The sequence below is a fragment of the Acinetobacter lwoffii genome (genome assembly GCF_029024105.1).
GTDB classification, from domain to species: domain Bacteria; phylum Pseudomonadota; class Gammaproteobacteria; order Pseudomonadales; family Moraxellaceae; genus Acinetobacter; species Acinetobacter lwoffii.
Map to the genome: position 1 here is coordinate 1,861,625 of NZ_CP118963.1, position 21,010 is coordinate 1,882,634.

20 protein-coding genes and 1 pseudogene are annotated in these 21,010 nt (G+C 42.3%); 9 read left to right on the top strand and 12 right to left on the bottom strand.

Going from position 1 to position 21,010, the window contains the following annotated elements:
• Positions 1–124: 124 nt before the first annotated feature.
• Together PYW33_RS08980 and PYW33_RS08985 are read left to right on the top strand one after the other, a co-directional pair.
• Entirely contained in the window at positions 125–913 is a 789-nt protein-coding gene (locus tag PYW33_RS08980) for a PaaX family transcriptional regulator C-terminal domain-containing protein (protein WP_004646675.1), read from the top strand.
• A 93-nt stretch (positions 914–1,006) separates the two neighbouring features.
• Entirely contained in the window at positions 1,007–1,984 is a 978-nt protein-coding gene (locus PYW33_RS08985; RefSeq protein WP_004646674.1) for a fatty acid desaturase family protein, read from the top strand.
• Between the two features lie 31 nt (positions 1,985–2,015).
• Here the strand turns inward: PYW33_RS08985 and PYW33_RS08990 are convergent, their stop codons facing one another.
• Positions 2,016–2,957 (bottom strand): cation diffusion facilitator family transporter, encoded by a 942-nt coding sequence (locus tag PYW33_RS08990; RefSeq protein WP_004646672.1) that lies wholly within the window; start codon positions 2,955–2,957, stop codon positions 2,016–2,018.
• Between the two features lie 131 nt (positions 2,958–3,088).
• On the bottom strand, positions 3,089–3,730 hold the full coding sequence (gene yfcF / locus PYW33_RS08995) for a glutathione transferase (RefSeq protein WP_004646671.1): 642 nt from the start codon (positions 3,728–3,730) through the stop codon (positions 3,089–3,091).
• 241 nt (positions 3,731–3,971) lie between these two features.
• On the opposite strand from yfcF, the gene PYW33_RS09000 reads away from it, so the two are divergent.
• Positions 3,972–4,688 carry a glutamine amidotransferase gene (locus PYW33_RS09000; protein ID WP_004646670.1) on the top strand — a complete coding sequence of 239 codons (717 nt, stop codon included), beginning with the start codon at positions 3,972–3,974 and terminating at the stop codon, positions 4,686–4,688.
• Between the two features lie 47 nt (positions 4,689–4,735).
• Here the strand turns inward: PYW33_RS09000 and PYW33_RS09005 are convergent, their stop codons facing one another.
• From PYW33_RS09005 to PYW33_RS09025, 5 genes and pseudogenes are all read right to left on the bottom strand, one after another.
• Positions 4,736–5,323 (bottom strand): YceI family protein, encoded by a 588-nt coding sequence (locus PYW33_RS09005; protein ID WP_004646669.1) that lies wholly within the window; start codon positions 5,321–5,323, stop codon positions 4,736–4,738.
• A 129-nt stretch (positions 5,324–5,452) separates the two neighbouring features.
• On the bottom strand, positions 5,453–5,908 hold the full coding sequence (locus PYW33_RS09010; RefSeq protein WP_004646668.1) for a GNAT family N-acetyltransferase: 456 nt from the start codon (positions 5,906–5,908) through the stop codon (positions 5,453–5,455).
• A 175-nt stretch (positions 5,909–6,083) separates the two neighbouring features.
• Positions 6,084–6,298, bottom strand: a pseudogene (locus tag PYW33_RS09015) (hypothetical protein).
• 126 nt (positions 6,299–6,424) lie between these two features.
• Positions 6,425–8,413: a transketolase gene (gene tkt / locus PYW33_RS09020; protein ID WP_004646666.1), complete on the bottom strand. Its 1,989-nt coding sequence runs from the start codon at positions 8,411–8,413 to the stop codon at positions 6,425–6,427.
• 433 nt (positions 8,414–8,846) lie between these two features.
• Positions 8,847–9,230, bottom strand: coding sequence for a prepilin-type N-terminal cleavage/methylation domain-containing protein (locus PYW33_RS09025; protein ID WP_004646665.1), 384 nt, complete (start codon positions 9,228–9,230; stop codon positions 8,847–8,849).
• 473 nt (positions 9,231–9,703) lie between these two features.
• Between PYW33_RS09025 and metK the strand changes: the two genes are divergently transcribed.
• The 3 genes from metK to PYW33_RS09040 all read left to right on the top strand — a co-directional run bounded on the left by metK (position 9,704) and on the right by PYW33_RS09040 (position 13,024).
• Positions 9,704–10,870: a methionine adenosyltransferase gene (gene metK, locus PYW33_RS09030; protein ID WP_004646663.1), complete on the top strand. Its 1,167-nt coding sequence runs from the start codon at positions 9,704–9,706 to the stop codon at positions 10,868–10,870.
• Between the two features lie 331 nt (positions 10,871–11,201).
• Positions 11,202–11,546, top strand: coding sequence for a hypothetical protein (locus PYW33_RS09035; RefSeq protein WP_004646662.1), 345 nt, complete (start codon positions 11,202–11,204; stop codon positions 11,544–11,546).
• A gap of 266 nt (positions 11,547–11,812) precedes the next feature.
• A complete protein-coding gene (locus PYW33_RS09040) occupies positions 11,813–13,024 on the top strand; it encodes a YeeE/YedE family protein (protein WP_004646661.1) in 1,212 nt (403 codons plus the stop codon).
• 53 nt (positions 13,025–13,077) lie between these two features.
• Here PYW33_RS09040 and PYW33_RS09045 read toward each other — a convergent pair whose 3' ends face one another.
• From PYW33_RS09045 to PYW33_RS09055, 3 genes are all read right to left on the bottom strand, one after another.
• Positions 13,078–13,587 carry a hypothetical protein gene (locus tag PYW33_RS09045; RefSeq protein WP_004646660.1) on the bottom strand — a complete coding sequence of 170 codons (510 nt, stop codon included), beginning with the start codon at positions 13,585–13,587 and terminating at the stop codon, positions 13,078–13,080.
• Between the two features lie 63 nt (positions 13,588–13,650).
• Positions 13,651–14,430 (bottom strand): TIGR03915 family putative DNA repair protein, encoded by a 780-nt coding sequence (locus PYW33_RS09050; protein WP_004646659.1) that lies wholly within the window; start codon positions 14,428–14,430, stop codon positions 13,651–13,653.
• Entirely contained in the window at positions 14,430–15,689 is a 1,260-nt protein-coding gene (locus PYW33_RS09055) for a putative DNA modification/repair radical SAM protein (RefSeq protein ID WP_004646658.1), read from the bottom strand. Before PYW33_RS09055 ends, PYW33_RS09050 begins: the two co-directional genes overlap by 1 nt.
• A gap of 207 nt (positions 15,690–15,896) precedes the next feature.
• Here PYW33_RS09055 and PYW33_RS09060 point away from each other — a divergent pair, with 207 nt between their 5' ends.
• Complete coding sequence (locus PYW33_RS09060; RefSeq protein ID WP_004646656.1) at positions 15,897–16,940, top strand: NAD(P)H-dependent flavin oxidoreductase; 1,044 nt, start codon at positions 15,897–15,899, stop codon at positions 16,938–16,940.
• Between the two features lie 55 nt (positions 16,941–16,995).
• Here PYW33_RS09060 and PYW33_RS09065 read toward each other — a convergent pair whose 3' ends face one another.
• Both PYW33_RS09065 and dusB read right to left on the bottom strand, forming a co-directional pair.
• On the bottom strand, positions 16,996–17,673 hold the full coding sequence (locus tag PYW33_RS09065; RefSeq protein WP_004646655.1) for a hypothetical protein: 678 nt from the start codon (positions 17,671–17,673) through the stop codon (positions 16,996–16,998).
• Positions 17,674–17,922: 249 nt separating this feature from the next.
• Complete coding sequence (gene dusB, locus PYW33_RS09070) at positions 17,923–18,948, bottom strand: tRNA dihydrouridine synthase DusB (protein WP_004646654.1); 1,026 nt, start codon at positions 18,946–18,948, stop codon at positions 17,923–17,925.
• A gap of 80 nt (positions 18,949–19,028) precedes the next feature.
• Between dusB and PYW33_RS09075 the strand changes: the two genes are divergently transcribed.
• A complete protein-coding gene (locus tag PYW33_RS09075; RefSeq protein ID WP_004646653.1) occupies positions 19,029–20,237 on the top strand; it encodes a DUF1615 family protein in 1,209 nt (402 codons plus the stop codon).
• Positions 20,204–20,857 (top strand): HAD family hydrolase, encoded by a 654-nt coding sequence (locus tag PYW33_RS09080; RefSeq protein WP_004646651.1) that lies wholly within the window; start codon positions 20,204–20,206, stop codon positions 20,855–20,857. Before PYW33_RS09075 ends, PYW33_RS09080 begins: the two co-directional genes overlap by 34 nt.
• The last annotated feature ends 153 nt before the right edge of the window (positions 20,858–21,010 follow it).

The window sequence follows — 21,010 nt, forward strand, 5'->3', positions numbered from 1 at the left end:
ATGCATATCTCAAATCACTTATTCATCCTCTTTTACCCTGACAATTTTTTTGGGTTAGTCATGACAAAGTGCTATTGTGGATAAACTTTAAAACTTTCAATCCCTTTCATAACGATATCGTTTCATGACTTATAAATTAAATGCTCGTCATCTAATTCTAGATCTTTTATATGCATCTAAAAACTCCACCCTGTCTATTAAGCGGATCTTAGCTGCTGCTGAATTATTAGGTATATCTGACAATGGTATCCGTGTCGCTGTAGCCCGATTAAATCAGGAAAATGTCATTCAAGCTGTAGAGCGCGGCGTGTATCAATTGCTAGAGAAAAAATTCGATACTTCTTTTATCAGCTTAAACAAACATCCTGATATGCAAACGGCGACTACATGGAACGGAAAATATGTGCTGGTCTATACCGGTACTTTGGGACGTGTAGACCGTACGGCATTATCTAAAAGGGAAAAAGCGCTACGTTATTATGGTTTTCAGGAACTAGAGCAAAATGTTTTTATTCGTCCCGATAATTTAACGCTAAATCTAAGTCCATTAAAAACAGCTGTAATCCAGTTTGGATTAGATCCTGACGCACGTTTTTTTCAAGTCAGTCAACTGGAAAGTGAAACCGAAATTCGTGATTTATGGGATATCGAAGAGCTACATCAGACCTATCATCAAGTACAGCATGATATTAACGACTGGTTTGAAAATTACCAAAATCTGACTTTAGCAGAGGCTGCAAAAAGTGCTTTTTATTTAGGTAAATCTGCCCTATTTAGTTTGCGTGCTGACCCTTTGCTTCCTGCAGAATGGATAGATACCGAGGCTCGACAACAATTTGAGCTCGCAGTCCGCAAAATAGAAAAACAGGGACAACTTTTATGGCAACACTATTTTAAAGACCAAGGGGTCTAATTTATTTCTTTTTTATACACAAAAATGAATTGACTGTAATATTTCATCCAAATATATTGAATAAAGCAATAAGAACTAAATATAGGCAGAAGAATGAACAGAAAGGTCAGTGTCACAGAACTTTTTAGTCGTGACGAAATTAAAGAACTCACCACGACCTCAGACTTACACGGTGCCTGGGCAGTAGGTTCAACCTGGACCGTAATTGTCATGACCTTTGGTACGGTTGCCTATAGCTGGGAATATTTACCTACATGGGGAAAAATCCTGATATGTGCATTGGCATTGGCTATTCTTGCTGGACGCCAGCTTGCGATGGCTATTTTGATGCATGATGCCTCGCACCATAGCCTGTTCAAAACCAAATGGTTAAATACCCATCTGACTGATTGGCTCTGTGCACGCCCGATCTGGAATGATGTCAGCAAATACCGTCCTTATCACCTGAAACATCATGCTAAAACCTCGCAGCCAGATGATCCTGACTTGGGGTTGGTAAAAAACTTTCCCATTACGCAAAGCTCACTATTCAGGAAATTCTTCCGTGACCTGAATGGGCAATCGGGGCTTAAATTTCTCGCTGGTCGAGTATTAATGGATCTGGAATTGCTGGAATGGAGTGTTTCCAATGACCCCAAGCCAATTCCGCATGGTGATCGCAGCAATTTAGAGTTAGCGAAAAACTTGCTTAAAAATAGTTCTGGTATGTTAATTTCAAATGCAGCAATTTTTTCTGCTCTGTGGGCCAGCGGCCATCCTAAAATGTATTTATTATGGCCTCTCGCCTATATCACTCCATTTCCTTTGTTCATCCGCATCCGCGCTATGGCTGAGCATGCGGGCCTAGAAACCAGTCATTCCGCCCTTAGCAATACCCGCACCACCCGTGCAGACTGGCTGGCACGTGCTTTTGTAGCCCCAATTCATGTGAACTATCATATTGAACATCATTTGATGGCCTCTGTTCCGCATCAAAAGCTGGCGAAAATGCATCAGATGTTAAGGGAGCGTGAGTATGTCGATGCTCCGCCAAGTTATCTGGATGTGATTCGTTCACTTTTAAAAAAATAATCAACTTTCCCGATGCTTAGATTATTCCACTTCAATGCTGATGGGTTTCAGCATGTGAATGCGGATGTGAGGATTGTCCCCGATGTTCCGGCGGGCAATCTTCTGCTTCAATCTGCAAGGTCATCTCGGTAATATGATGCTCATGGTGAAGCATCTCAAAGGTCTGATGCCGCAGTTTCTGATAATCCACATTCGGTGCAACCAGATGCACGGTCAGCATGACTTTTTTGGAAGTAATCGCCCAAACCTTGAGCTGATGAATATCCTGGACCCCATCAAGCGCCAAAAGATCGTGACGTAATTTTTCAATATCAATTTCCTCCGGCACACCTTCAAGCAGAATATTGATGCTCTGTTTCAGCAAAATCCAGGTTCTTGGCAATACCCAAAATCCGATTAATACTGCAATGAGTGTATCTATCCACATCCAGCCGGTGAAATAAATCACTAGTGCTCCAATAATCACGCCTACAGATCCCAGTGCATCACTGAGCACTTCCAGATAAGCACCTTTGACATTGAGACTTTCCTGACTACTAGACACCAGAATTTTCATGGAAATCAGATTAATGATCAGCCCCAAAACAGCAACAATCATCATGCCAAGGCTTTGAATTTCTGGTGGATGACTCAAACGCTGATAAGCTTCAAACAAGATATAAATCGCAACCACAAACAGCATTAAGGCGTTAAACAAAGCAGCCAAAATCTCAAAGCGCTGATAACCAAATGTCCGTTTATTGTCTGCCGGTTTTTGTCCAATTTTGATAGCGACTAAAGCGATAGCCAGTGCAGCAGCATCGGTAAACATATGCGCAGCATCAGAAAGTAAGGCCAAACTTTGAGTTAGAAAACCAGCAATCACTTCCACAATTAAAAAAGTGGTGGTTAATCCCAGCGCTATTGATAATTTTCTGGCATTTTTTGCAGTCACGGCGACATGACTATGTTCATGATGATGTGAATTCCCCACCGGCCCCTCCCTCCTTCTTATTCAACGAGGACTGTATCCTCAGCATCTTTTCAAGTTTTGTTCTGATTCATATTACGCTTGAATTTTACCTATTTAAGTAGGTTTTTTATGAACTGTTTTATCAGTCGACATTAGATTAAAGTTTTAGCTTTTTCATGTTCTGCCAGCCAGGCCTGTACCGAAGCACACTTAAAATTACGCTCGACATATTCTATTATTTTCACAGGAAGTTTCACCTGATGGCTCAGCAAACGATGCAACATAAAGGCCAGATCAAAGTCTGCAATGGACCAGTGTTCAGTCAACCATATGTCCTCCAGCATATATTCTGCCACATTCACCAAGCGCTGAATTTCTTCAGTGATCGAAGCTGTAAGAGGTATAGACATTTTTGCTAGATGAAATACCGAATCGGAAGGCATCTGCTGGCGGATTTGCATAAAATCGGTTTTGACCAAGGCTTGTATGGCCCGACATTTAGCTCTAGCATAAATTTCCTTAGGATATAAGGCTGGATAATTAGGTGCTGGAAAGGCATCTTCCAAATATTCAGTGATCGCCCATGATTCAAACAGGCTAAAGTTATCTACTATTAAACACGGAACTTTAGCACTTGGACAAATGGCTTGATAAGCCGCAGATTTCTGTTGCTGCTGATCTAAATCGACCACTATTTCCTGAAAATCTAAACCCTTTTCTTTTAAGGCAACATAGACCGACATGGCATAAGGGCTGATTCTATTTTTATCGACATATAAACGTATATTTTGCATATCCTTGATCCTGATAGGCTTGTTGTTTTTATTCAGTACGGCAGCCTTACTCTACTCTCTTTCCTATATAAAAGGAAAAATGAACTGCTTCATGTAGCGATCACACGAAAATGTTTACACAGTTGCCGATAGCGCAGCGATGTTCATTATTTTCTATTTTGCACATGATGTGGGGCATAAAGCCTTTTATTTTGCTTTTGATTCACGTTAAATTAAATCATTCTCTTGATATCAAAAAACTATGCTGAACTTAGCCCACCTCTCCGATACCGTGTATGCCATTCAACATTTGGCTTTTGAAGACTTAGGTGCTTGGGAAGATATTTTTTATCAGCTCGGCTTACGTGTGCGTTATTTCGAAGCTGGCATCGATGATCTTACCAAGGCTTTTAAACATCCTGGATTAACAATTATTCTCGGTGGCCCGATTGCAGTCTATGAAACTGAGGATTACCCTTTCTTACAACAAGAAATAGACTTACTTAAAGTTCGACTGGAAAAGAATTTACCGACTTTAGGCATCTGTTTAGGTGCGCAGTTAATTGCTGCTGCATTGAATGCTAAAGTCTATCCCGGAGATGTGAAGGAAATTGGCTGGTCTAAACTCAGTCTTGCTTCTATTGAAAACAATCCACTAAAAGCTCTGGAGGATATTGACGTCCTGCATTGGCATGGTGATACCTTTGACCTACCTGAACAGGTAGAATTACTGGCCAGCTCTGATCTTTATCCAAATCAGGCCTTTCGGGTAGGACAGAATATTCTAGCACTACAATTCCATGCTGAAGTGGCCAGTGAAAGTTTAGAGAAATGGCTGATTGGACATACCTGTGAGTTACGCAAAGCCCAGATCAATATTCCCGCCTTACGGGCGGATCATCAAAGCTATGCGCCCGCGCTTGAACAGGCCGCCAGTTCGGTATTGCTGCATTATTTAGAAAACTTGCAACTTAAATAACCGTAATAAAAAAGCACCCAGTTGGGTGCTTTTTTAATTTGTCATGCTCATTTTTTCGGAGCAGGAACAGAAGCCTCGGTAGTAATGTTCACTGTAATTTTATCGCCCACATTTGGAACATAACCGCCTACCCCAAAGGCTGAACGGTTAAATGAAGTGGTTGCATTGAAACCAATCGTTTGTAATTTTGTCATTGGGTGCACGCCTTGTTTATTTAAAACTGCGTCCAGTACCACAGGTTTAGTGACATCTTTTACGGTTAAGTTACCGGTGATTTTGTATTTGTTTTTGCCTAAAGCCTGAACTTTAGTACTTTTAAAAGTGATATTCGGATATTTGGCAGCATCAAAAAATTCTGCTGTCTTAATATGGTCATCCAGCGCTTTCACATTCGTATTAATGCTTGCAACCGGGATGTTCACATTGACCGAAGAATTCGCAGGTTTTGCATTATCAACATTAATCGTACCCTGGATGTCACTGAAGTTTGCAGATGGTGTAGAGAAACCAAAGTGGCTCCAAGAGAACACCGTTGCTGAATGAGTCGGGTCAATCGTATAGGCCACTGGTTTTGCCATAGAAACTGTTGCTACAGATGCGACCGCCAAGCCTAATGCTAATGTTTTGAAATTCATGTTTTTATCTCACGTTTTGGATGTTATTAAGTGTATAGAATCTGGAACCGTTTACAGCCCTAAAGATAAAACGTTTTGTTGCAGTGATGAAACGATAAAATTGTAAGTTATTTTTTTAATTTTTGAGCTTTAATCCATACGGTACTGGATGAATCCAGTTTTCTTGGCGACTTTGTTATACAACGCTTGTGCCTGATGATTTGATTCCTGAGTCAGCCAGTAAACCCGGTCGCAATTACGCTGCTGTGCAACCTGATAGACATGTTGAATCAACTTACGCGCCACACCCTTTCCCCGATAGTCAGGATGGGTAAATAGATCCTGCAAATAGGCATAAGGTCTTACTGTCCAGCTACTGTTATGTTCGATGACATGCACCATCCCAACGACCTTTCCATCAATCAAGGCCGCAAAACCGTATATTGAATCTAATTCATAATTGGTTAATTTATCCCAGGTATTTTCACTCACCTCATCCGAAATTTGCGTCTGATAAAAGCGTTGATAGTCTTGCCATAAAAATAGCCATTCCGGCTGTGATATTTGCTCTAGAGATTTGATCTGGATCTGGGGCTGTATATTCATGTTTAACCGCTTCTTTGGCTTATTTCTTTAATTTAAGTCGTTTCGATAGTGGTCGCTGAATTTTTATAGCGGCCTAAACCTAGCTTTATCTCATCTGATGTTCATAAGCAACCTGTCAGATGAAAAATCATCCGGCATAAAAAAGTCCCAATCAGGGACTTTTCATGCTTTATGTTTAAAGTTTTTCAACCAGAATACGATCAACCTGTTTTAGGCCAGTCGTCTTTTCATGATTTTTACGACGCACTTTAATGATATTTTCTTCGGCTAATTCTGCAGCATTAAATCAACTGCAACCATCGCTTCAAGAGGTAATTCCTGTCCGATCCACTTGAGTTCGCCTGCATCCATTAAAGTAATTTCATCGTTAATTTGTTCATACAAGCTCATGTTCATCTCACTCTTTCATTTCGACTATGGGAGAACTTTCTAACAGTTGCCACATGAAAACAACGCTAAAAAGCAAAAGACGCCCCAAAACTGGAGCGCCTTTTAATAAACCGCCTAATCAGTTGATTATGCAGTAATCTCTTTTACAGCTGCAACCACTGCTTCAGTGGTAATCCCGAAGAACTGGAACAGATCTTTTGCAGGTGCAGATTCACCATAAGTGGTCATACCAATGACACGACCATCAAGACCTACAAATTTCCACCAGTAATCAACATGTGCAGCCTCAACAGCAACACGTGCACGAATATTTGATGGAAGAACCGCTTCACGATAAGCTGCATCTTGCTTCATGAATTCTTCAGCACATGGCATAGACACGACACGCACGCCTTCAAGCTGTGCATAAGCTTCCATTGCCAGAGATACTTCAGAACCAGTTGCAATGATGATGGCTTTCAATTCGCCTTTTTCTTCAGCCAATACATAGCCACCTTTCGCAGCGTTCTCAATTTGAGCTTGAGTACGGGTTTGGAATGGCAAGTTCTGACGAGAGAAGATCAATGCGGTTGGACCTTCAGCACGCGTTAATGCAGATTTCCAAGAAATTGCTGCTTCAACGGTGTCACATGGGCGCCATGTATTTAGGTTTGGTGTACCACGAAGGGATGCGATCTGCTCAACAGGTTGATGCGTTGGGCCATCTTCACCCAGACCAATTGAGTCATGCGTATACACATGGATCACGCGCTTTTTCATTAATGCAGACATACGTACCGCATTACGTGCATATTCCATAAACATCAGGAATGTTGCTACATAAGGGATGAACCCGCCATGCAGTGCAACACCATTCGCGATTGCAGTCATACCGAATTCACGTACGCCATAGTGTACGTAGTTACCTGCCGGATTGTCCTGTACGCCTTGCGCGCCTTTCCAAAGGGTCAGGTTAGAACCTGCAAGATCCGCAGAACCACCTAGAACTTCTGGCAATAATGGAACAAGTGCTTGCAATGCATTTTGGCTGGCTTTACGCGTTGCAATTGTTTCAGCTTTGGCATTCACTTCTGCAATATAGGCATCCGCTTTTGCAACGAAGTCAGCCGGTAATTCACCAGATAAACGACGTTTAAATTCAGCGGCTTCAGTTGGATATTTTGCAGCATAAGCAGCAAATGTTTCGTTCCAAGCTGCTTCTGATTCAGCACCTTTGGCTTTCGCATCCCAAGCTGCATAAACATCTTCAGGAATTACAAATGCTTCATCAGTCCAGCCTAGTGCTTCACGAGTCAAGACGATTTCGTCATGACCGAGTGGTGCACCATGACTGTCTTCTTTACCTTGCTTGTTTGGTGAACCCAAACCAATCACGGTTTTACAGATAATGATGGTTGGTTTAGCAGTTTCAGCTTTCGCCTCAACAGTTGCCTGACGGATTGCATCTGCATCGTGGCCATCAACTTTAATCACTTGCCAGCCGTACGCCAAGAAGCGTTGTTCTGTATCGTCAGAGAACCAGCCTTCCACTTCGCCATCAATCGAGATGCCATTGTCGTCATAGTAAGCAATCAATTTGCCCAGACCCAATGTACCCGCCAAAGAACATGCTTCGTGAGAAACACCTTCCATCAAACAGCCATCGCCGAGGAAGCAATAAGTGAAGTGATCTACAACTTGGATGTCGTCTTTGTTGAATTGCGCAGCTAGAGTTTTTTCAGCCAGTGCAAAACCGACAGCATTCGCGATGCCTTGACCTAAAGGACCAGTCGTCGTTTCAATCCCTGGTGCATAGCCCAACTCCGGGTGACCAGGTGTTTTAGAATGAAGTTGACGGAATGCTTTAAGATCTTCAATCGAAAGATCGTAGCCCGTTAAATGAAGAAGCGCATATTGAAGCATAGAGCCATGGCCATTTGATAATACAAAACGGTCACGGTTTGCCCAATTCGGGTTGGTCGGGTTATGGTTCATGAATTCACGCCAAACCACATCAGCGATATCTGCCATCCCCATTGGAGCACCTGGATGTCCTGAGTTTGCTTTTTGCACAGCATCCATTGCCAATACACGAATTGCGTTTGCAATACGACGTTCATTAAGCGGGGTTGTCATAAATCAGAGTCCAAAATATTCAGAAATAGGAAATGATGAAAAGACTTTCAAAACTGCTGTCTATTGTCTTAAAAAAACAGCGAGGGGTAAAGACTAACCAACAATATTTATCAGTTTATTGAGTGTCTCTTGCCTTATCGTACAATTATTCCACATTTCTTCTTCGGCTTCGGTTCTTCAGATTGAATTATCCCGCATTTTCTAATTAACTTTCTTGTCTGTATCTGGATTCTAAGCTGATAAACAGGATTGAATTTATGCTGATTTTATTTCTATTTTATATGTCTCACATCATTATTTTTAAAGAAAATCTATACAATTCACTGATCCATTCATAATGTAATTTTTACTAAATTTTATAAAATATTGGCAGGATTGTTTGATATACAGGTGAAATCAAATTTGCTTAGGCTAATTTTCAACTTCGGTAGACTTAATGTCCCTGACAGTCTTTAGGCAAATAGCGCTGCTGAATATCAGTGGAATAACATTTGCCACTATGAACATCAAAAGCGACTGATTTCCCGCGAATGGCCATATCGACTCCCTGCTCTCGTATCTTGAACTCTATCCGGCAAGCGGCATTAATAATGACTTTTTCGATATATTGACCATGCCCACCAATCTGGCGTCCGGCATCACAGTGCTGATCCGAAGCAATAAACTGGGTTCGATATGCTCCAGCCTGTTCAAACACTTCGGCCAATTGATTACGCACGACATAAGCTTGATAACTCATAAAAGCCATCGTCACTAAAATCGCGATAATGATGAGCACGATCAGCACTTCAATCAGGGTAAATGCCTTTTGATACATGATTTCTGATCTCCTTACAGTCTTGCTCCAAGAAGTCCATAGCAAAAGATGTCGCCATTCCTAACCAGCTAATGTGGAAGACTTAGCGCTAATATGAAGATATACCCGAACATCAACAAGACATTTGGTCGCAAGGCGCACAGCCTGAATCTGCTTTATTGATGTAATGATCACTTGCTTAAGTAAATTTTGAATTTTGAGCTTTGTATTTTTTCTATCGTCTATTTTTTTAAGATTTAATCGGAAATCTAAGCATTTAATTTTCTGACAGTCTGACGGATTAAAATATTGTTGCTTCATATTCCCCAATCAATAATGCTGTCTAAATAGATATATCAATTTTTTTAATTCTATTAATCAATTAAAAACACAATAATTTGAAACAATTTCGACCAATTTTGTCGTGTTAAGCTAGTCCTAGAGCGCAACTCGATGTAACATATCGGGTCTTTAAAATTAACTGTGATAGGACTATGCGCGAGTACGCTGTATTTACTTCGGAATCTGTAAGCGAAGGCCATCCAGATAAAATGGCTGACCAAATCAGTGACGCTATTTTGGATGCAATCTTAAAAGAAGACCCATATGCACGGGTTGCTTGTGAAACGCTTGTAAAAACAGGTGCGGTTGTACTTGCCGGTGAAATCACAACGACAGCAAATGTTGATTTTGAGGCAATTGTACGTCATACCGTAAACGGAATTGGTTATCACCATTCTGATCTTGGTTTTGATGGTTCAACCTGTGCCGTGATCAACATGATTGGTAAACAGTCACCTGAAATTGCTCAGGGTGTAGACCGCCAGAAACCTGAAGATCAGGGTGCCGGCGACCAAGGTTTAATGTTCGGTTATGCAAGCCGCGAAACTGATGTATTAATGCCTGCACCGATTTCATATGCGCATCGCTTAATGGAAAAGCAGGCTGAATTACGCCGTAATGGCACCTTGCCATGGTTACGCCCAGATGCAAAAAGTCAGGTAACTTTTGCTTATGAAAATGGCGTACCAGTTCGTTTAGATGCTGTCGTTCTTTCGACTCAACATGATCCTGAAATCACTCAAGCGAACCTGAAAGAAGCTGTGATTGAAGAAATCGTGAAAAAAATCATTCCTGCTGACATGTTCCATGCAGACACCAAATTCCACATCAACCCAACGGGTATGTTTGTGATCGGTGGTCCTGTAGGTGACTGTGGTTTAACTGGCCGTAAAATTATCGTAGATACCTACGGCGGTATGGCACGTCACGGCGGTGGTGCTTTCTCTGGTAAAGATCCCTCTAAAGTTGACCGTTCTGCTGCGTACGCAGGTCGTTATGTGGCGAAAAATATCGTTGCTGCTGGCCTGGCTGACAAGTGTGAAATTCAGGTGTCTTATGCAATTGGTGTTGCTGAGCCAACTTCAATTTCAATCAATACCTTCAATACTGCAAAAGTCTCTGAAGAATTGATTATTGCACTGGTTCGTGAACATTTCGACTTACGTCCATATGGCATTACCCGTATGCTTGACCTGATCCAGCCGATGTATAAGCAAACTGCTGCTTATGGTCACTTCGGTCGTGAAGGTTCTGATACTGCATTTACCTGGGAAAAAACTGACAAAGTGGAAGCGCTTAAAGCCTCTGCTGGTCTATAAGTTTTTCTTTAAAAAAGCCTGCATCATGCGGGCTTTTTTTATGTCTTTTATTTTTTCATTTTTAGAATTATCTCTAGGTCCTGATGACAAATATTTAAATACCAAGCTTCATACTATAACCTGACTTTTGAATGATACTTTTGAAACTCCCCTCTCTGTGAATATCACTATTCCATGAAACTTAAAACAACTTCCGGCTGTGCCATTACAGTATAAGTATCGAAAAAAGTTACAGTTAATCAACAAATGTTGATCTATTTGCTAGCATAAATCTAAATAAATGGCTGCTAAATTAGATTGCAGCTCTACAACAACAAAAGGATATTACTCGATGAATAAATTACTGATTGCTTTAGGTTTGGCGACCACTGTTGCCTTAGTCGGCTGTAGTAAAGAAGAAGCGCCTGAAACCGGCGCAACCACAGGTGAGCATTTAGAAAATGCAGCCAATCAAGCCGGCCATGATATGGAAGATGCCAGCCGTGAGGCTGCGGTAGAAACCGAACGAGCAATGGATAATGCCGCAGAAAATACTGCTCAGGCAGCGGACGAAGCAGCTGCTGCAACGTCTAGAGCAGCAGATGCCACTGCGGAAGCAGCACGTAAAGCAACTGCAGCAACTGCTGCGGCAGTTGAAGAAGGTGCGGGAGACGTTCGGGAAAAAGCTGAAAACTGATTTTAGCATTCAGTTTGATGTTTAAAAGCCTGCGATTGCAGGCTTTTTTATTAGAGATGATTTTAAATAGCGAATGATCTAAATTGAAATTGCATTAATTCTTGATGGGATCATTTTTTATCTAAATGAGTCGACAAAATCAGATAAACTGATAGAACTTATCAAGTATTAGAATGACTTAATTGTGATTCACTCGGCAAAACGGGCTGCATTTAAACTGAAATTCAGTAGAATACCAGCCTTTATTTTTAATAATTTAATCTCCCATGTCAGTCATTGTTGCTGCTTCCCAACGGTCGAATATTTCGGTCTGGGCAGCTTTTATCTTGCTTATCATAGGTACAATCGGTGCCTATCAAATCGTAGGCTTAAATCAGGCTCTATTATTCTTGATTGGTGGTGCACTGGGCATGACCCTGTACCATGCTTCATTTGGTTTTACTTCGAGCTGGCGTGTCTTTATCAAGGAACGTCGCGGCCGTGGTTTACGTGCACAAATGATTATGCTCGCTCTGGCGGTCCTGCTGTTTTTCCCGGCTTTAGGTGCAGGTAAATTATTCGGCAACCCAGTTAAAGGTAACGTTAATCCTGTTTCCATGTCAGTCATGATTGGTGCCTTTATTTTCGGTATCGGCATGCAACTTGGTGGCGGCTGTGCATCAGGTACGTTGTATACTGTAGGTGGCGGTAGCGCACGTATGCTGGTGACGCTCTTGTTCTTCTGTATCGGGTCTGTGATTGCGACCTCGCACCTTGACTGGTGGTTTGCCCTGCCACATCTTGAACCGATTTCACTGGTAGAAAGTTTAGGCGTTCTCCCTGGATTACTGTTGAGCTTTATCGTTTTTGCCATCATTGCTGCAGCAACAGTTTATTTCGAAAAGAAACGTCATGGCAGCCTGGAAATTGAGCCACGCAGTGAATATCAGGGCTGGAAGCGCTTTGTTCGTGGTCCATGGCCTTTGATTTGGGGCGGTATTATTCTGACCTTGCTCAACTTTGCTACGCTGGCACTCGCAGGTCGTCCTTGGGGCGTAACCTCTGCGCTGGCAGTTTGGGGTGCCAAAGGTGCTACGCTTGTGGGTGTTGATGTAGCTTCTTGGGATTATTGGCAAAAAGCAGGCAATGCCAAAGCACTGGCAGAATCATTATGGTTTGATATTACCTCAATGATGAACTTCGGTATCATGCTGGGTGCTTTGTTGGCAGCAAGTTTGGCAGGTAAATTTGCGCCGAATTTCAATATTCCAAAACGTTCACTGATTGCTGCTGTTATAGGTGGCATAATGCTGGGCTATGGCGCACGCCTGGCCTACGGTTGTAATATCGGTGCATATTTCAGTGGAATTGCGTCGGGTAGTCTGCATGGCTGGTTATGGCTGGTCTTCGCTTTTATTGGTAATGGGATCGGGGTAAAACTTCGTCCGATTTTCTTCCCGAATGAAAAACCGCAGCCTGAAAAACTGACCGGTTGCTAATGCTTAAAATCAAAAAAGCCCATCTGTGATGGGCTTTTTTCTGGCTTTAGGATTTACAGCGCAGCTTTTAAATTACAGCCATAACCCATGGTCTGCTGAACCTGACGATAAGTCGTATAACGATCCAGAATAAAGGTATAAAAATGATCAGCATCAGAGAAATTAGCTTTTAAATTTTCATTCTTGGCATTGGGCAATTTAATGTCATCGACCAGTTCCAGATTGTAATGTCCCAAACGGAACATATCGGCAAAATAACTATTCATCATATCGCAATAGGCGATTTTACTAGGTTTTAATGCGGTACTGCTAACGAGATGCTGGTTCAAGCTTTGCAGATTATTGACATCTAAAGGAAACTGGTGTGCGAAAGCAATGCTTTCGACTTTCTTAAATTTCTGAAAGTCTTGGGCTAACTGGACATTGAGTGCATCAAAACGTTGCTGCAGTTCCTGTGCGGTCTGAACCTGATATTTGGCTGGATCTACGACCGGTTTTTGTGGTTGTTCCGAACATGCAGTTAATCCAGTGAGCAGCGCTAATGACGTTAGCCATACCTTCATGTTTATACACTCAATTTAAATATACCAATGCTTATTATGCCTGAAAGCAGCTTGATGTACTGTTTAAAGTAATTTCTCATTCATATAACGCCAGTAGCGCTTTGGCACATATTGAATATGCAATTTCATGTTCTTGCGCGCCTGAATATTCACACTGTTAAAATAGTCTTTCCAGAGCTGATCATATAGCAGCTCTTGATCATCCAGTTCAATACTGAATGATTGACTATGACCAATCCGGATTTGTGGATCGATTATTTCAGCGTTCATCTCGACCTGATGCATCTGCCTTAAATCATAATAAATACCGTAATTACGCTGCTCGTCATAAATCAGCCAGCTTTGATCCTGATAACGCTCCTGAAAATGTCGGGAAATAATCGGCAAGACATTAAAATCCGGTCTGACCAGACTCAGAAACAAACCATCTTTGGCTTTTTTAAAGCGTACAAAAGCCTCCATACGATGCTTTTCCCGCCCCACTTGCTTGGCCCATTGCGACATGCCGATCACCGCAGCATGACCATAATCTTTATCGACTGGACGCTGGTTTTGAAAGACATAGACTGCAAAATCAAAAAGAGTCTGGAACGCTGCTTCCTGCTCTGACAAAAAGGTATAGTAAAAAGCACGCAAACTACTGGAAGATACTTTCTGCTTTAATCCCTGCCACACCCGCTGCCCATGCTGATCATTAGAGGCCACATGGATAAATTCATCAAATAAACCTGTTTGTGCTTGAGGATTGGCCGTCACTATCACGTTAAATTCTTTAAACTCGAAAGCACGAAATACACAACTGAGCAGACCAGTCATGCTGCCATCAAAACAGTAACTTGCCACTAGAAACCAAATCCTAATTGAGGTGAAAGTTGCTGCTGATATTTGGATTGTCCTGACATCAAAATTTGCTGGCGAATCTGATGGGCGTGCTGATCTTTCTTAAATTTCGGTGTATCCGCACAGCGAATAAAATGCTGCGCCCGGTTATAAGCCACGCCCATGCGCCTTAGCTGGTCAATATGAATCTGTCCAAAACGGCGTGCCTGTACAATTTTCTGGGCAGAACGCACGCCTATGCCGGGTACCCGTAGAATCATTTTATAGTCGGCACGGTTAATATCGACTGGAAAGGCTTCAGAATGACGCAAGGCCCAACTGAGTTTAGGATCAATCTCCAGCTCCAGATTCGGATGCTGATCATCAACAATTTCATCAGCAGCAAAGCCATAAAAACGCATCAGCCAGTCAGATTGATACAGACGGTTTTCTCTTAATAATGGCGGTGCTGAGCCGATAGCAGGTAAGGCTTTATCTTCAGGATTAATCGGGATATAGCCAGAGAAATACACCCGCTTCAGCTTAAATTCCTTGTAATGCCGGTCAGCCATTAAAATAATGTCCTGATCGGTTTCACTATGCGCGCCCACCACCATTTGTGTAGTTTGTCCGGCAGGTACAAATTTTGGAACGGACTTGATCAGCTTGCGTTCATCTTTGAGCTGGATCAACCGGTCGCGCACAATGCCCAAGTCTTTTTGTACTTCGGCATGGGTTTTCTCAGGCGCAAATTTTTGCAGTCCCGCCTCCGTCGGCATTTCCAGATTAATACTCATACGATCGACATACAGTCCGGCTTCGGTAATGATCTCCTGTGATGCACCCGGAATAGTTTTCAGATGGATATAGCCATTAAAGTTTTCTTCGAGTCTAAGTTTTTTGACCACCTGTAGCATCCGTTCCATGGTGTGATCGGCCGATTTAAAAATTCCCGAACTGAGAAACAGACCCTCAATATAATTACGCCGATAAAAATTCATGGTCAAATCCACGACTTCCTGCACGGTAAATGCTGCACGCTGGACGTCATTGGAACGGCGCGAAACACAATAGGAACAGTCAAAAATACAGACATTAGAGAACAGAATTTTCAGCAAGGAAACACAGCGGCCATCTTCGGTATAACTATGACAGATGCCATTCCCGGTATTGCCCACACCCTTGTCTTTATTTTTACGGTTGCTACCGCTGGATGAGCACGACACATCATACTTGGCAGCATCGGCTAAAATTTGCAGTTTTTCACGGATACGATCAGACATGAGCTCAGAGAATATGTGACCAAAAGGCTATTATAAAGTGTTCAATTCTAGGCTAATAAAAGTTCTATCTTTTTGGCGACGTAGCGTGTCGCAAGAAATGTAAATAACACGTAACCCATGCTGCAGTATTTCAAAATAAAATAACCAATATGATTTGCTTAATTTTGTGCTCAAAGGCAAAGTAAAAGCATAACAAGGAGCAAATCTATGTCTTTATTAGAAAATCTCGGAATTAAACACCCTATTTTCTTGGCACCGATGGCAGGTGTCTCTACACCTGAGCTTGCTGCCGAAGTGTCCAATCAGGGCGGCTTGGGCTCACTGGGTCTGGGGGCCAGCAGTATTGAGGCTGCACGAGAACAGATTTTAAAGACTCAGGAACTGACAGATTGCCCTTTTCAGGTCAATTTTTTCTGTCATGAGAGTGTGCCTGTAGATGAAGCTGTAGCACAGGCATGGATTGCACAGTTTAAGGATAAATTTGCCGAATATGGTGCTCAGGCACCGGAGCATTTGGAGTGTATTTATCAAAGTTTTAAAGACAATGATGACTTCCTGAATCTGGTATTGGAAACCAAACCGCGAGCGGTCAGCTTTCATTTTGGGATTCCACATCCGCATCAGATTCAAGCCTTAAAACAGGCCGGGATTCTGACCATGGTATCTGCCACCAATTATGCCGAAGCCAAAGCTATTGAGGCAGCCGGAATCGACATTATTATTGCACAGGGTATTGAGGCCGGCGGCCATCGTGGGATTTTTAGCACCAAGTTTGATGCTTCAGTTAAAACCTCCAATCTGGTGAAGCTAATCAAACAGCATTCTTCCCTGCCGATTGTAGCAGCAGGCGGGATTATGATGGGTGAACAAGCCCGCCAAATGATGGATTTCGGCGCAGATGCCGTGCAACTCGGGACTGCATTTGTGCAGTGTAAATCTTCCAATGCCAATGATGCTTATCGTAAAGCCTTATTTTCCAAGCCACTTACTCAAGTGAGTGCCAGTATTTCTGGTCGTCCTGCACGCGGCATCATTAACCACTGGCATATTGAAGTGGATACACCCGATCGGCTGGATGTTCCGGCTTATCCATATACTTATGATCTGGCCAAGCAATTACATGCTGCTGCTGCCAAACATGGGGATCAAGGTTATGGTGCATTCTGGGCAGGTTCGAACGTGGCACAGATTCGTGAAATGGAAGCTTCCGATCTGATTAACCAGCTCATACTGGAAATGAAGCATCTTTAATACTTGAATCATAAAAAAACCTCTCCACATGGAGAGGTTTTTAATTTATCTAGAATTAGCGTGTGACACGATGCCAGGCATCTTTAACTGCAAATTTCGCTTCTTCCCAGTTGAGGCGAGACTCACCTTTTAACTGTTCCCACTTGGTACGCAGTTCAGGTTCGGCACGGTCAAAATCCGTATCATGCTCATACATCGGACGATTTTCATAACCGACCCGGTAAGCACCGCGATAATCACGATCATAATCTAGATCGCCATATGTGCTACGCGTTTCATTGAAATACGGGCGATTATGATACTCATCTCTCCAGTAATTATCTTCTGCTCTCAAATGATCTGGATGTCGATAGTTATCTGCCTCAGGCAAGTTCTCTGGGTGCTGGTAATTATCTGCCTGTTTCTCATGATCAGGTGTCGCAATGTCATTACCTGCAATACCGCCAACAACACCACCGATAATACCACCCACCACTGCACCTGGAGGGCCACCTACCAGACCTGCAACTGCGCCTACCGCAGCTCCACCCAAAGTACCGGCACTGGTCGCAGCCAGATTATCCTCACCTTCATTCATGTCTGGAACACGAGGATTATCTTTCACGGGTGTATTCAAATCTGGACGCGCGTTAGTATCAGTCGGATTGATATTCAGGCCTTCACTGCGCTCTTGTGACAATTCCGTTGACGTTTTATGGCTAAACTCTGTGACTGGACGATTGGTATTTGTCATTACAGATCTCCCTCAATGATGACGATAAACAAGATGGATCACATCTGGTTTATATCTGGATAGATTCATCATAGAGGAAGCTTGAGTAAGCAATGTCCAAGTCCTGTCCAGTTTAAGTGAACAAACTGTGCTGCTATGTATTAGACAGGCTGAAGTGTAAACAGAATGCAAAAATCAGCCTGCTCAAGATAAAAAAGGTAGGGATTTCACACAAAAAATATTACTTGATTCGCTGAATTTTGCCCGCCATTACTTGGTTTCCAGTAAATTCACCTGCTCGACTTGTACATCATTCATGGTTAAACCATGTTCTAGCAGTGCATTAAAATAATCCTCTACCACACGATATTGATCAGCCGTATTTTCCACCTGATACATGCTTTGACGAAATTCATTACTAGAACGCAGTCCTTTGGTGTACCAGGCAATATGTTTACGGGAAATCCGGCAGCCGGAATACTCGCCATAGAACTCGTATAATTCTGTCAAATGTCCCAATAGAACATCTTTCACTTCTGTAATACTCGGTGCATCAAGATGTTGACCGGTTTTCAAATAATGGGCAATTTCACGAAAAATCCAGGGCCGACCTTGTGCTGCACGACCAATCATAATTGCGTCTGCACCAGTATAATCCAGCACATATTTGGCTTTTTCCGGACTGTCGATATCACCGTTAGCAATCACGGGAATCTTCAACATTTCCTTTACGTCTTTGATTAAAGAATAACGCGCGGTATTCAGGTACATATCTTCACGGGTACGGCCATGTAAAGCCAGTGCCGCAATTCCGGCTTGTTCAGCACGTTTGGCGACCCGTATAATATTTTCCTGGCCGTTCAAATAACCAAGACGGGTTTTTAAGGTCACTGGCACATCAACTGCAGCCACAACTGCATCCAGAATACGCGCAACTAGATCTTCATCCTGCAATAAAGCAGAACCGGCGAGTCGGTTACAGACCTTTTTGGCTGGGCAGCCCATATTAATATCAACAATTTGCGCACCATTGGCCACCTGATAACGTGCCGCTTCAGCCAGATCATGGGGATCTGAACCAGCAATCTGCGCTGAAATAGGTGCCAGCTCTCCATCAAAATTGGCACGATATAAGCTCTTTTTACTCATGCGCAAAGTTTTGTCAGATGTCATCATTTCACTGACAGCATGGCCTGCACCAAAGTATTTGCACAAGGTTCTAAACGGACGATCGGTCACACCTGCCATGGGAGCGACAATCAAATTGTTTGACAGTTGATATGGACCAATATACATATAAATTCATCACTTTTTTGATGGGCATAGTATACTGCATCTGCCTTATTCGCTCATCTTTTCAATTAATTTACGACACCATGAATAAAACTTTCGCTTCTTGTTTTTCTTTTAAGTCATTGTCTGTACTTGTACTTTCTCTGGGTCTTGCCGGTTGTGGCAATGGTTCATGGTGGTCAAAAGATGATGAACCGACACTTGAAGTTGAACATATTCGCAAAGCTATTCCAAACCGTGTCAACCAACGTGAGTCTTGGGCACAAGATATTTATGACATTACCGAACAGCTCGGCATTCCTCAGACCAAGGAAAATGTTTGTACGATTGTGGCAGTGGTTGATCAGGAATCTAACTTTGTTGCAGATCCTACTGTTCCGGGTTTGGGTGAAAAGGCGGTTAAGGAAGTCCAAGGTCGCCTTGATGAAAAATTCAAAGATAAGCTTGGTCAAGCAATTGGTGGCACAGTTGCAGGATATTTCCAGGAAGTTCTCAAGAACCATCCGAGTCCTGAAGACAACTACTTAAGCCAGATGCGCCGGGTCAAAACCGAACGTGAACTCGACGAATTATATCGTGAAATATTTGATTATATGTCAAAGCATTATCATGTTAGCGCCCTGACTGGTGCTGCCAAACTGGTCGGCCAGAATATTGGCGAGAAAATGAATCCAATTACCACCTTGGGTTCAATGCAGGTACATATCAGCTATGCGAAAGAACATAAACGCCAAGGCGGCAATATCGCAGAGTTACGTACCGATCTCTACAGTCAATATGGCGGTCTGTATTATGGGATTCATCGCCTGATGATGTATCCGGCGGATTATGACAAGCCAATTTATCGTTTTGCGGACTATAACTCGGGCATGTATTCCAGTCGAAATGCCGCTTTTCAGAGCATGTTAAATGATTTAACTGAAGCCGAACTTGATCTGGATGGCGACTTATTGCTCTATACTAAAGATGGCGCGATCCGTTCGCAGAAGAGTCAATCTGAGCGTGAGTTAATCAGTGTTTTTGCCAAAAATAATTTTATTATCACTGAACGTCAAATCCGAGCTGATTTAAAGAAAGAAAAAGATAAAGACTTTGAAGATACGATGACTTATCGTGGTGTCAGCAAGCTCTATCAGGAAAAAACCGGTAAAGACCCTATTTATGCGATCATGCCTGAAGTGGTTATTTCCGGACCAAAATTAAGTCGTGATTATAATACCAACTGGTTTGCTACCCGCGTCGATGGTCGATATCAAACATGCATGCGCAAAATCAAAAACCTAAAACTCTAGTCTTATTCGATTTTGATGGAACCCTGTATCTGCATGACAGTTTTACTGGGTTCATTTTCTACGCCTTGAGAAAACGGCATATTGTGAAACGCGGCCTGCAAATTCTGCCGTGGATTCAGGCTTATTATTTAAAACTGTATCCAGCACACCACATGCGTCCCAAGTTGTACGTCAGCATGTTTAAAGACAGTGATGCAGAGGAAATTCTGCATTTGGCTCAAGACTATGCACAACAATTGATGCTTAAGTTAAATCCGAAATTACTAGAACAGCTTAGGCAACATCAAGAATTAGACCATAAAGTGGTGCTAGTTTCCGCATCTCTGGATTTATATTTAAAACCGGTCTGCAGCTATTTAAATATCGATTTAATCTGTAGCGAAGTTGAAATCAAAGCTGGGAAAATGACAGGGTTTTATCAAACCCCTGACTGTAGTAACACACAAAAGAAAATTAGAATTCTAGAAAAATATAATCTGGATAATTATGCGGAAATTTATGCTTATGGGAATAGTGAGGAGGATGAAGAAATGTTGAGTCTAGCGCATCAACGTTATCTCGAAGGGCATGATAAACAGCTTCCAAAAATTAATATTTTATCTAATTCGATGCCATATTAGTCCTTTCTATTTTATCTGGCTGATCTACTAAACACCTTTAGACAATACTATAAATGGCAGATTAACTTTTTTACTTTATGCCTTGAAATCATATTAAATAGCTTCGCAATCAGGACTTCTACTTCCTGAAGTATTAGCCTCTTAAATAAAAAA